Raw genomic sequence first — 12,360 nt, 5'->3', positions numbered from 1 at the left:
CTTACCCGACCTACGAGTTAGCAGGACATGGAGGCCCGGTAAGCGCTAGCGCCACCGGGCTTTTTTTATCGGCGACGCAGCAGCCGGAGCGCGTTCGCCGTCACCAGTACCGTTGCCCCGGTATCCGCCAGCACCGCCAGCCACAATCCGGTCATGCCGAGCAGCGTCGTCACGAGGAAAATTCCTTTCAGCCCGAGCGCAATGCCAATGTTCTGACGGATGTTGGCCCGCGTCGCGCGCGCCAGGCTAATCATCTGCGCCAGCCCGGTCAGGCGGTTGTGCGTCAATGCCGCGTCAGCCGTTTCCAGCGCCACGTCGGTACCGCTGCCCATCGCTATACCGATGGTGGACGCTTTCATCGCCGGGGCATCGTTAATCCCGTCACCGACCATTGCCAGCGGCGCGCGAGCGTTCAGCTCCGTCACGGCGCTGACCTTATCCGCAGGCAACAGTCCGGCTTTAAACTCCAGCCCCAGCTCACCGGCAATCGCTGCCGCCGCGCGAGGGTTATCACCGGTGAGTATAACGCCCTGCACGCTCAGCTTGTGCAGCGCCGCCACGGCTCCTTTGGCGTCATCGCGCAGGGTATCGCGCAGCGCCAGCATCCCTTTCGCGACGCCGTCCTGCATAACGGTCACGACGGTTTGTCCGGTCTGTTCTAACGCCTCAACCTCTGGATTAGAAGACTTGCCCGCCGCGACAATCAGCACCTTTTTACCGTCAACAATGGCCTCAATCCCTGACCCGACCAGCGCCCGCTGGGCGGTTGCCGGAGGGATGTCCAGCCCGCGCGCCTGCGCTTCACGCACAATCGCCTGCGCCAGCGGGTGAGTGGACCCCTGTTCAACGGCGGCGGCCAGGGTCAGCAGCTCATCTTCACTGATGTCCTGCGGATATACGCCGGTCACCTGCGGCTTACCCACGGTTAACGTACCGGTTTTATCGAAGGCGATATGCTGAACCTGGCTCAGCTGCTCCAGCGCCGCGCCGCCCTTAATCAGCGCGCCGCGACGCGCCGCCGCCGCAAGACCTGAGGTAATCGCAGCCGGGGTGGAAATCACCAGCGCGCACGGGCAGCCAATCAGCAGCAGCGTCAGCCCTTTATAAATCCAGCCCTCCCACGGCGCGTCGAAGAACAGCGGTGGCAGGATGGTAACCAGCAGGGCAACCAGCATGATGGCAGGGGTATAAATTCGGCTGAAGCGATCGATAAAGCGTTCGACCGGCGCGCGGCGCTCTTCGGCCTCTTCAATCAGCTTCAGGATACGGTCGATGGCGCTGTCGCCCGGCTCGGAAAGCACGGTGAGCTGCACCAGACGGTCGACGCTGGTGGCGCCAGCAGGCACTTTTTCACCCGCGGCCCGCTCTACCGGAATGGATTCCCCGGTCAGGGCGCTTTCATCAAAGCTCGCGGTGGCGCCAAGCAGCGCGCCGTCTGCGGGCAGACGCCCCCCTGCGGCCACCTCAATCACGTCGCCCGGGCGCAGCGTATTGATGGCGACCGTTTCACGCGTGCCGTTTATCACGCGAGTGGCGGTTTCCGGCTTCAGCGCCATCAGCGCGCTGACCCCTTTACGCGCCCGGCTCGCCGCCCAGCCCTCAAGACGTTCGCCGATTAAGAACAGCAGCAGCACCATCGCCGCTTCTGCCGTCGCGCCAATAAACAGCGCGCCGATTGCCGCCACGCTCATCAGCGTTTCGATTGCAAACCAGCTGCCGCTTTTCATCAGGCGCAGCGCCTGACGGGCTATCGGGAACAGGCCGACCAGCGTGGTGGCGATAAACGCCAGATTGCCGAACGGATGCTTAATCTGCTCCAGACCCCAGCTCAGGGCCATCATGATGGTGAGGGTGATGAGCGGCAGGTTTTCTTTCAGGGAAGAGGCTTTTTCAACGGGCGCCGTTTCGCTGCGCAGGGTATAGCCCGCCTGGCTGACTGCGGCTTCAACCTGTTTGCTGACGTCGTTATCGGCGCTGACCAGCAGCTTTTCGGTGGCGAACAGCACCTGAACATGACTCACGCCCGGCACCTGCTTGACGGCGTTTTCCACCTTGCGGGCGCAGGCCGCGCAGTCCATTCCGTTGACGACCCAGCTGTAGCGGTTGCCGCTTTCAGGAAGGGGTTGAGCTTGCGTTTCGCACGCGCCTTCGCAGCAGCAGTCGTCTTTCGACGGAGCCGGGCTGAGCTTAAGTGCCGAGAATTGAGGAACTTTTTTAGGTATTTCTGGAGTCGACATGGCAGTCTCCGGCAATGATAATTTTCTCATTAACCGCAGCATACACTCTGGAGTCGACTCCAGAGTCAAGCGCTATTTAGATATACAGCGAACGCACAATCAGGAAATGCCCGGCAAAGTAACAGGCGGAGGCTATCGCGTTATCCGCCCGGAAGCGGCGGCGATAGTGGCTGCCCAGCCACACGATATTCCCGATCAGCAGCAGCGCGGCACCGAAGAACGCGGACATCGCCGGAGCGGTCGGACGGAAGAACCACAGCTCGCCCGCCAGCCACACCATCACCAGCGTCATGGCGATAAAGGTACAGACCGGCAAACGCATCTCTTCCAGTCGTGACCAGATCACCGCAATCAGCAGCGCGCCAATCACCAGAAGCACCAGCGGCAGCGGCCAGAAGAAGGAGAGCGTCATCTGGCTGGCAAAGTAGATGGTATAGAGCAGATGCGACAGGAAGAACGCCCCAACGGCGTAGAGCAGGCGCTGGCGTGGCAGCAGGGTTAAGGCATCGCCAATCAGGGATGCACACAGTCCGGCTAGCACCAGATAGCTGACGGCGTTGAACATCGGCGCTTGCCAGGCCAGCAGCAGCAGGAGCAACAGCGTGACCGGTTTAAACAACCAGCGCTGCCAGGTGGGACCGCGGTACGACGCATCGACATAAAGCCATGCGGAAAAACAGACAGCGATAAATGACCAAAGCATATTAACTCCCTGTATCTGTTAAGTCTGAATAATCAGTTTCTGATCCAGTGTAGTGACGCGGGCGGGCATTTGGCAATGGCGGGGGAGGCAAGGTATCCTGAATTCCGCAAAATCTGATGGGATTGTCGAATGAGCAAGATGCCGCTTTTTTTCATTATCGTGGTGGCGATTATCGTCATTGCCGCCTCGTTCCGTTTCGTGCAGCAGCGCCGCGAGAAGGCGGATAACGATGCCGCGCCGCTGATGCAAAAGCGCGTGGAGGTGACCAACAAACGCGAGAAACCGCTCAACGACCGCCGCTCGCGCCAGCAGCAGGTGACGCCTGCGGGCACAGCAATGCGCTATGAAGCGAGCTTTAGGCCGGAAGCGGGCGGCCTGGAGATAACCTTCCGCCTGGAGGCGCAGCAGTACCATCAGCTGACGGTGGGGGAGAAAGGGACGTTGAGCTACAAAGGGTCGCGGTTTGAAGGGTTTGAACCGGAGCGGTAATTTTCCCCTCTCCCCGGCCCTCTCCCTGTGGGAGAGGGTTAGGGTGAGGGTATCAGGCCGCGCCTTACTTCTTCACCTGCGCCTTAAACTTCTTCATCCACACCAGCAGTTCAAACACGCCGAAAATAAACACGCGCAGCTGCTGCCAGCCCGTCATCTGCGGGCCGTCTTTCGGCAGACCGTTTTTCAGCATCACCATCTGCAGGGCGTGCATGAACGACGTGAAAATCAGCGCGACGTTAACGAAAATATTCATCGGGCGCGGGAACGGGTGCACCAGATTTAAAATCAAAAATGCCCAGACGCCCAGCATCAGCAAACGTCCCAGGTTAATCAGTACCGGCATCGGAGCCTCCTTGTGCCTGACGGTGATACAGACGATAAGCGACCTGGCCGGCGACCTTTTCGCGGTGCAGATCCCAGTGGGCGGGAACCGGCGGCAAACCGTTTTCCACTTCGCTTTCAACGTAAATTAGCGCGTCATCCGCCAGCCAGCCGTTTTGCTCCAGCAGGGATAACGCCTCTTCCAGCAGCCCCTTACGGAACGGCGGATCGACAAATACCACGTTATGCGGCGTACCTTTCTGCGCAAGAAAACTCAGCGTGTTGGTGTTCACAACTTTGGCGTTGCTCGCCTTTAGCGTCGCCAGATTTTGCTGCAGCGTCTGCGCAACGCCGCGCTCCATCTCCAGCAGCGTGGCGCTGGCGGCATAGCGCGACAGCGCTTCCAGCCCCAGCGCGCCGCTTCCGGCGAAGCAGTCCAGGCAGTGGGCGTCTACCATTGACGGGGCCAGCCAGTTAAACAGCGTCTCGCGCACGCGGTCGGTAGTAGGGCGTAAACCGGGGCTGTCCGGCACCGGTAATTTCCGGCCTCGCCACTGACCGCCGATAATACGAATTTGACCGGCCGGGGCGCGGTTGGGTTTCTTCATCTCAGGAAAGCTCTGTTAACAATTGGCCTGCGATTGCGGGCGGTGATGTCAATTAAGTAAAGTGTTAGACTATTTCATCATTTTTTTAGCTTCCATGTATATAGCGCCGCGAGGAGTGTAGTCGCAGATGGCAAAACAAAAAAAACGTGGCTTCTTTTCCTGGCTGGGCTTCGGTGAAAAAGAGCAAGAAACAGAACAGAAAACCGAAGAGCAACAAGCCGTTGAAGAGCAGTCGCAGCCTGAAACGCCTGTAGAAACCGCCGCGGTTGTCGAAGCGGAAGAAACGGCGCACAGCAAAGAAGAGATTGAATCCTTTGCACAAGAGGTGGTTGAGGTCACTGAACAGGTTCAGGAGAGCGAGCAGCCAGAATCGATTATCGTTGAGGACATTACCGAAGCGCCACAGGCCGTTATCGAACATGAAGAGCTGCCGCTGCCGGAAGAGGTGAAAGCCGAAGAGGTTTCTGCCGAAGAGTGGCAGGCGGAAGCGGAAACCGTTGAAATTGTTGAGGCGGTGGAAGAAGAAGCCGCACTCGAGCCAGAGCTTACCGACGAAGAGCTGGAAGCCCAGGCGCTGGCGGCAGAAGCCGCGGAAGAAGCGGTCATCGTCGTGCCGGTAGAAGAGCAGGCCGAAGAAGAGAGCGTCCAGGAGCAGGAAAAACCGACCAAAGAAGGTTTCTTCGCGCGCCTGAAGCGCAGCCTGCTCAAAACCAAAGAAAACTTAGGTTCCGGATTTATCAGTCTGTTCCGCGGCAAGAAGATCGACGACGATCTCTTTGAAGAGCTGGAAGAACAGCTGCTGATTGCGGACGTCGGCGTGGAAACCACCCGTAAGATCATCGCCAATCTGACCGAAGGGGCGAGCCGCAAACAGCTGCGCGACGCCGAAGCGCTGTACGGCCTGCTGAAAGACGAGATGGGTGAAATTCTCGCAAAAGTTGACGAACCGCTTAATATTGAAGGCAAAACGCCATTTGTTATTCTGATGGTTGGCGTAAACGGCGTGGGTAAAACCACCACCATCGGCAAGCTGGCGCGTCAGTTCGAGCAGCAGGGCAAATCGGTGATGCTGGCGGCAGGCGATACCTTCCGCGCGGCAGCGGTTGAGCAGCTGCAGGTCTGGGGCCAGCGCAACAACATTCCGGTGATTGCCCAGCATACCGGCGCGGATTCCGCGTCCGTGATCTTCGATGCCATCCAGGCGGCGAAGGCGCGCAACGTGGACGTGCTGATTGCCGATACCGCAGGGCGTTTGCAGAACAAATCGCACCTGATGGAAGAGTTGAAGAAAATCGTCCGCGTCATGAAGAAGCTGGACGAAGACGCGCCGCATGAAATTATGCTGACCATTGATGCCAGCACCGGACAGAACGCCATCAGCCAGGCGAAGCTGTTCACTGAAGCGGTAGGACTGACCGGGATCGCGCTGACCAAGCTGGATGGCACCGCGAAAGGCGGGGTGATTTTCTCCGTGGCCGATCAGTTCGGCATTCCTATCCGCTACATCGGTGTGGGCGAGCGTATTGAGGATTTGCGTCCGTTTAAAGCGGACGACTTTATTGAGGCATTATTTGCCCGAGAGGACTAACAATGATTCGCTTTGAACACGTCAGCAAGGCCTATCTCGGTGGGAGACAAGCGCTGCAGGGGGTGACATTCCACCTGCAGCCGGGCGAGATGGCATTCCTGACCGGCCATTCCGGCGCGGGGAAAAGTACCCTGCTCAAGCTTATCTGTGGGATCGAGCGGCCAAGCGCCGGGAAAATCTTTTTTGGCGGCCATGAGATCAGCCGCCTGAAAAACCGCGAAGTGCCGTTCCTGCGTCGTCAGATCGGCATGATTTTCCAGGATCACCACCTGCTGATGGATCGCACCGTTTTCGATAACGTGGCCATTCCGCTGATTATTGCCGGCGCCAGCTATGACGATATCCGCCGTCGCGTCTCTGCGGCGCTGGATAAGGTCGGGCTGCTGGACAAAGCGAAGAACTTCCCGATCCAGCTCTCCGGCGGTGAACAGCAGCGCGTGGGCATCGCCCGCGCGGTGGTGAACAAGCCTGCCGTACTGCTGGCGGATGAACCGACCGGTAACCTGGACGATGCTCTGTCAGAAGGGATTTTGCGTCTGTTTGAGGAATTTAACCGCGTAGGAGTCACCGTATTGATGGCGACGCACGACATCGGGCTCATTTCCCGTCGTTCGTACCGCATGCTGACCCTGAGCGACGGGCATTTGCACGGAGGCCACGGTGAACAAGCGTGATGCAATAAACCAGATTCGGCAGTTCGGGAACCGGTTTGACCGTTTCCGTAAGCCGCAGGGCGGTGGTGACGGCAATCGTAATGCGCCGAAGCGCCAGAAGGCCGCGCCAAAACCGGCCTCCCGTAAAACCAACGTGTTCAACGAGCAGGTGCGCTACGCTTTCCACGGCGCGCTGCAGGATCTGAAAAGCAAACCGCTGGCGACGTTCCTGACGGTGATGGTGATCGCCATCTCCCTGACGCTGCCAAGCGTCTGCTATATGGTCTATAAAAACGTCAACCAGGCGGCCTCACAGTATTATCCGTCTCCGCAGATCACGGTCTATATGGATAAAGCGCTCGATGATAACGCCGCCGCGCAGGTGGTTGGGCAAATCCAGGCCGAGCAGGGCGTGGAGAAGGTCAACTATCTCTCACGTGAAGACGCGCTGGGCGAGTTCCGTAACTGGTCTGGCTTTGGCGGCGCGCTGGATATGCTCGAAGAGAACCCGCTGCCCGCCGTTGCGGTGGTGATCCCGAAGCTGGATTTCCAGGGGACCGATTCGCTTAACACCCTGCGCGATCGCATCACGCGCATTAAGGGCATTGATGAAGTGCGCATGGACGACAGCTGGTTTGCGCGTCTCTCTGCCCTGACCGGGCTGGTAGGACGCGTCGCGGCGATGATTGGCGTGCTGATGGTGGCGGCGGTCTTCCTCGTCATCGGTAACAGCGTGCGCCTGAGCATTTTCGCCCGTCGCGATACCATCAACGTGCAGAAACTGATTGGTGCAACGGATGGTTTCATCCTCCGACCGTTCCTTTACGGCGGTGCACTGCTCGGTTTTTCCGGTGCATTTCTTTCACTGATATTGTCAGAAATTTTGGTGATGCGGCTTTCGTCTGCCGTCACTGAAGTGGCGCAGGTTTTCGGAACGAAGTTTGATATCAGTGGCTTAGGCTTCGATGAGTGCCTGTTGCTGCTGCTGGTTTGTTCGATGATTGGGTGGGTGGCAGCCTGGCTGGCAACCGTTCAACATTTACGTCACTTTACTCCCGACTAATAAAAGCGTGATATAATCTTTCCCTGCACCGAGATGCTCGCTCTGCAGGGAAAGCGTCCCTGTTGTCGCTTCCCCTGTTATCATCTCCATGTCACAATTTGTGCGTAATTTATTCACCGTTGCACCTGGAACTTGTGGATAAAATCACTGTCTGATAAAAGAGTGAATGCTAATCTCGTTGCTCAAACGCTTTGGCATGGTTGTTGCCTGACGGGGACGACCAGGACCAGAAGAAACATTGAGAGGAATGAATGACCAAAGAAATGCAAACTTTAGCTTTAGCCCCTGTTGGTAACCTGGAATCTTATATCCGGGCTGCGAACACCTGGCCGATGTTAACGGCCGAGGAAGAAAAGGAGCTTGCTGAAAAGCTGCATTACCAGGGCGATCTGGAAGCAGCGAAAAAGCTGATCCTGTCTCACCTGCGCTTTGTTGTTCACATTGCTCGTAACTATGCGGGCTATGGCCTGCCGCAGGCGGACTTGATTCAGGAAGGTAATATCGGCCTGATGAAGGCTGTGCGTCGCTTTAACCCGGAAGTGGGTGTGCGACTCGTCTCCTTCGCTGTGCACTGGATCAAAGCAGAAATTCATGAATACGTGCTGCGCAACTGGCGTATCGTGAAAGTCGCCACGACAAAAGCGCAACGCAAACTGTTCTTCAACCTGCGTAAAGCCAAGCAGCGTCTGGGCTGGTTCAACCAGGATGAAGTGGAAATGGTGGCGCGCGAGCTGGGCGTATCCAGCAAAGACGTGCGTGAGATGGAATCCCGTATGGCTGCGCAGGACATGACCTTTGATATGTCCTCCGACGACGACGCATCTGACAGCCTGCCGATGGCACCGGTTCTGTATCTGCAGGATAAAACCTCTAACTTTGCTGACGGCATCGAAGAGGATAACTGGGAAGATCAGGCCGCGAACAAGCTGACCCATGCGATGGAAGGCCTCGACGAGCGTAGCCAGGATATTATCCGCGCCCGCTGGCTGGACGAAGACAACAAGTCCACGCTGCAGGAGCTGGCCGACCGCTACGGCGTTTCTGCGGAACGTGTCCGTCAGCTTGAAAAGAACGCCATGAAAAAACTTCGCGCCGCTATCGAAGCGTAATTTCCGCGAAGTACACCGAGAACCCCTGGATGAAAGTCTGGGGGTTTTGTTTTTTTAGCGCCCGCTCTGGCGAATTCCCTCCCCCTGGCAAACACTTACTGATGCGCTAAGCAGGCGACTTTCTCAGGGGGACAGGGTGAAAAATAACGAACTGAACGACCGGCGTTTACAGGCGACGCCGCGCGGCATCGGCGTGATGTGTAACTTCTACGCCGATAAAGCTGAAAACGCCACGGTGTGGGACGTGGAAGGTAACGAGTACATCGACTTCGCCGCCGGGATCGCGGTGCTGAATACCGGCCATCGCCATCCAAAAGTCATTTCCGCTATTGAAAAACAGCTCCACGCGTTTACCCATACGGCGTACCAGATTGTGCCGTACGAAGGCTATGTGGCGCTTGCCGAGCGTATCAACCAGCGCGTGCCCGTTGACGGTCCGGCCAAAACCGCGTTCTTCTCCACGGGGGCGGAGGCGGTCGAAAACGCGGTCAAAATTGCCCGGGCTTACACTAGGCGTCCTGGCCTTATCACCTTTGGCGGCGCGTTCCACGGCCGCACCTTTATGACCATGGCGCTGACCGGCAAAGTTGCGCCGTATAAGATCGGCTTTGGCCCGTTCCCCGGTTCGGTGTATCACGCGCAGTATCCGAATGAACTGCACGGCGTCAGCACGGCGGAAGCGTTGAAAAGCCTGGAACGCATCTTTAAAGCGGATATCGCACCCGACCAGGTCGCGGCCATTATTCTCGAACCGGTTCAGGGAGAGGGCGGTTTCAACATTGCGCCAGCTGATTTTATGCAGGCGCTGCGCGCCCTGTGCGACACCCACGGTATTTTGCTGATTGCCGACGAGGTGCAAAGCGGCTTTGCCCGTACCGGCAAGCTGTTCTCGATGGAACACCACTGCGTGAAGCCCGATCTAATCACCATGGCGAAAAGCCTGGCGGGCGGGATGCCGCTTTCGGCGGTTTCTGGCCGTGCGGAAGTGATGGACGCACCCGCGCCTGGCGGGCTGGGCGGTACCTACGCCGGAAACCCGCTGGCGATTGCGGCGGCACATGCCGTGCTCGACGTGATTGATGAAGAGGATCTCTGCACGCGCTCGGCGCATCTTGGCCACCACCTGGTGGAAGTGCTGAATAAGGCGAAGGAACGCTGCCCGTATATCGCTGACATTCGCGCGCAGGGCTCGATGGTGGCGGTGGAGTTTAACGACCCGCAAACGGGTCAGCCTTCGCCGGAATTTACCCGCCAGGTGCAGGATCGCGCGTTGCAGGAAGGGCTGCTGCTGCTGAGCTGCGGCGTCTACGGCAACGTCATTCGTTTCCTGTATCCGCTGACTATTCCTGAAGCGCAATTCCGTAAAGCGCTGGACATTATCTCCGCGTCGCTGACACGTTAAAGCCATATGCCCGGCGAAAATCCCTGCCGGGCTTATCATATATTCATTTCAAATTAGCTATTCCAAAATCATAAAAATCGGGTATGTTTTAGCAGAGTATGCTGAAAAAGCGCGGACAGCACACCTATAACTGACATAAAGCGCTGCACAACAACATCACAACAATCGTAATAACCATAATAATGGGGAATCTCAGGATGAACATGAAGGGTAAAGCGTTACTGGCAGGATGTATCGCGTTGGCATTCAGCACCATGGCACAGGCAGACATCAAGGTGGCTGTGGTTGGCGCAATGTCCGGTCCGGTAGCACAGTACGGCGACCAGGAATTTACCGGCGCTGAACAGGCGGTTGCAGACATTAATGCTAAGGGCGGTATCAAAGGCGAAAAACTGCAGATCGTAAAATATGATGATGCCTGTGACCCGAAACAAGCGGTCGCGGTCGCGAACAAAGTGGTGAACGACGGGATCAAATACGTTATCGGTCACCTGTGCTCTTCCTCTACTCAGCCAGCGTCTGACATCTACGAAGACGAAGGTATTCTGATGATCACCCCGGCGGCGACCGCACCAGAGCTTACCGCGCGTGGCTACAAGCTGACCCTGCGCACCACCGGCCTGGACTCTGACCAGGGCCCAACCGCGGCGAAATACATCGTTGAAAAAGTGAAGCCGAAGCGCATTGCCATCGTTCATGACAAGCAGCAGTACGGTGAAGGTCTGGCGCGTTCAGTGCAGGATAACCTCAAGAAAGCGAATGCCGACGTGGTGTTCTTCGACGGGATCACTGCCGGTGAGAAAGACTTCTCCACCCTGGTAGCGCGTCTGAAGAAAGAGAATATTGATTTCGTTTACTACGGTGGCTACCACCCGGAAATGGGCCAGATCCTGCGCCAGGCGCGCGCTGCGGGCCTGAAAACCCAGTTTATGGGCCCGGAAGGCGTGGCGAACGTTTCCCTGTCTAACATTGCGGGTGAATCAGCCGAAGGCCTGCTGGTAACCAAACCGAAGAACTACGATCAGGTCCCTGCGAACAAACCTATCGTAGATGCCATCAAGGCGAAGAAACAGGATCCAAGCGGCGCGTTCGTATGGACCACCTACGCGGCGCTGCAGTCGCTGCAGGCGGGCCTGAACCAGTCGGCCGATCCGGCTGAGATTGCCACCTGGCTGAAAGCGAATACCGTCGAGACCGTCATGGGACCACTCTCCTGGGACACGAAGGGCGACCTGAAGGGCTTTGAGTTCGGCGTGTTTGACTGGCATGCTAACGGCACGGCGACAGACGCAAAATAAAAGCAAAAAGGCAACGTAAGTTGCCTTTTTTAATGTTTTCTCCCTCTCCCCGTGGGAGAGGGCCGGGGTGAGGGCATCAGGCAGCACAAATCAGCCCTGGCGCTTCTCCCAACCGCTCTCCTGCGCCGTAAACCCTAACGCCTGCATAAACGCCGCCATCACGCCGCGGTCTTCCACGCCCACGTCAGCCATCCACCATGAGGTCACGCTCGGGTTTTCGCGGATCACTTCTTCAATTAAATACTGTCCCACCCCGCGACGACGGGTGACGTCACGCACGCGCAGCGAGTCCAGCGCCCCTTCTGTACCGCTCAGGGTGACGCGAACCGCAGCCAGCAGGCGTTCGTTAAAACGCGCGGCATAAATGCGGTGGGTCTCATCAACGCGCAGCGACGAAGGGGAATATTCCGGCCAGATCTTGCCCAGGTCGATATGATCCTGGTCGCTAAAGGTCACCAGACGCACGATAGTCAGTTTCATTAGCCACTTGTCCAAATCAGATTGAGTAGGGGCAGTGTACTCAATTTATTCACTCAGCGGCTTCCTCTTTTTATTCTCATTAACCAGGTGATTAGTTTTTTGGCAACGCGATGGGCAGTTTGAAAACACATGGATCGAAAAATAAGCAGAATTTTAACCTGAACGGTAGTGATTTATTCGGCGCTTTGTACCGTTATTTTATGCTGCAAACTGCACTTTTATTTGTTTATCTCTGCCTGATTTCAGAATATTATCTTTGCTTAATCGCCTGAAAAATAGAGATTTTAGTCTGGTTTTTGACAAAAACCTGCGCTAAACCATTAAAGGCACTGGTAAAAATAGCGTTGTTCATTAAAAGTACAGAATGCTTTTTAACCATAATAAAACAAAATATAAACACGACATC

12 protein-coding genes are annotated in these 12,360 nt (G+C 56.9%); 7 read left to right on the top strand and 5 right to left on the bottom strand.

The window, feature by feature from the left end; genetic code table 11:
- Positions 1 to 65: 65 nt before the first annotated feature.
- Positions 66 to 2,237, bottom strand: coding sequence for a Zn(II)/Cd(II)/Pb(II) translocating P-type ATPase ZntA (gene zntA / locus AC1VYI_RS23040; RefSeq protein WP_134866914.1), 2,172 nt, complete (start codon positions 2,235 to 2,237; stop codon positions 66 to 68).
- Between the two features lie 76 nt (positions 2,238 to 2,313).
- The gene (locus AC1VYI_RS23035) at positions 2,314 to 2,940 is read right to left on the bottom strand and encodes a lysoplasmalogenase (RefSeq protein WP_023310011.1); all 627 of its coding nucleotides are present in this window, start codon (positions 2,938 to 2,940) and stop codon (positions 2,314 to 2,316) included.
- A 129-nt stretch (positions 2,941 to 3,069) separates the two neighbouring features.
- Between AC1VYI_RS23035 and AC1VYI_RS23030 the strand changes: the two genes are divergently transcribed.
- Complete coding sequence (locus AC1VYI_RS23030) at positions 3,070 to 3,429, top strand: DUF2500 domain-containing protein (protein ID WP_047743106.1); 360 nt, start codon at positions 3,070 to 3,072, stop codon at positions 3,427 to 3,429.
- A 64-nt stretch (positions 3,430 to 3,493) separates the two neighbouring features.
- On the opposite strand, the gene AC1VYI_RS23025 is transcribed toward AC1VYI_RS23030, so the two are convergent.
- Both AC1VYI_RS23025 and rsmD read right to left on the bottom strand, forming a co-directional pair.
- A complete protein-coding gene (locus AC1VYI_RS23025; protein ID WP_010436509.1) occupies positions 3,494 to 3,775 on the bottom strand; it encodes a DUF1145 family protein in 282 nt (93 codons plus the stop codon).
- The gene (gene rsmD, locus AC1VYI_RS23020) at positions 3,759 to 4,361 is read right to left on the bottom strand and encodes a 16S rRNA (guanine(966)-N(2))-methyltransferase (protein ID WP_134866913.1); all 603 of its coding nucleotides are present in this window, start codon (positions 4,359 to 4,361) and stop codon (positions 3,759 to 3,761) included. The genes AC1VYI_RS23025 and rsmD overlap by 17 nt, the downstream gene beginning before the upstream one ends.
- A 127-nt stretch (positions 4,362 to 4,488) precedes the next feature.
- Here rsmD and ftsY point away from each other — a divergent pair, with 127 nt between their 5' ends.
- From ftsY to livJ, 6 genes are all read left to right on the top strand, one after another.
- Positions 4,489 to 5,949, top strand: coding sequence for a signal recognition particle-docking protein FtsY (ftsY, locus tag AC1VYI_RS23015; protein WP_134866912.1), 1,461 nt, complete (start codon positions 4,489 to 4,491; stop codon positions 5,947 to 5,949).
- A 2-nt stretch (positions 5,950 to 5,951) separates the two neighbouring features.
- Positions 5,952 to 6,623, top strand: coding sequence for a cell division ATP-binding protein FtsE (ftsE, locus tag AC1VYI_RS23010; RefSeq protein ID WP_023310016.1), 672 nt, complete (start codon positions 5,952 to 5,954; stop codon positions 6,621 to 6,623).
- Complete coding sequence (gene ftsX / locus AC1VYI_RS23005) at positions 6,610 to 7,665, top strand: permease-like cell division protein FtsX (protein WP_023310017.1); 1,056 nt, start codon at positions 6,610 to 6,612, stop codon at positions 7,663 to 7,665. The genes ftsE and ftsX overlap by 14 nt, the downstream gene beginning before the upstream one ends.
- A gap of 251 nt (positions 7,666 to 7,916) precedes the next feature.
- Positions 7,917 to 8,774 carry an RNA polymerase sigma factor RpoH gene (rpoH, locus tag AC1VYI_RS23000; protein WP_134866911.1) on the top strand — a complete coding sequence of 286 codons (858 nt, stop codon included), beginning with the start codon at positions 7,917 to 7,919 and terminating at the stop codon, positions 8,772 to 8,774.
- Between the two features lie 136 nt (positions 8,775 to 8,910).
- Positions 8,911 to 10,176: a 4-aminobutyrate--2-oxoglutarate transaminase gene (locus AC1VYI_RS22995; RefSeq protein ID WP_045355223.1), complete on the top strand. Its 1,266-nt coding sequence runs from the start codon at positions 8,911 to 8,913 to the stop codon at positions 10,174 to 10,176.
- Between the two features lie 197 nt (positions 10,177 to 10,373).
- On the top strand, positions 10,374 to 11,474 hold the full coding sequence (gene livJ, locus AC1VYI_RS22990; protein WP_021242735.1) for a branched chain amino acid ABC transporter substrate-binding protein LivJ: 1,101 nt from the start codon (positions 10,374 to 10,376) through the stop codon (positions 11,472 to 11,474).
- 90 nt (positions 11,475 to 11,564) lie between these two features.
- Here the strand turns inward: livJ and panM are convergent, their stop codons facing one another.
- Positions 11,565 to 11,954 carry an aspartate 1-decarboxylase autocleavage activator PanM gene (gene panM / locus AC1VYI_RS22985; protein ID WP_023310021.1) on the bottom strand — a complete coding sequence of 130 codons (390 nt, stop codon included), beginning with the start codon at positions 11,952 to 11,954 and terminating at the stop codon, positions 11,565 to 11,567.
- Between the last annotated feature and the right edge of the window lie 406 nt (positions 11,955 to 12,360).

The organism is Enterobacter sp. QK-SA4, assembly GCF_056856775.1.
This window is presented reverse-complemented; position numbering and strand designations above follow the sequence as displayed.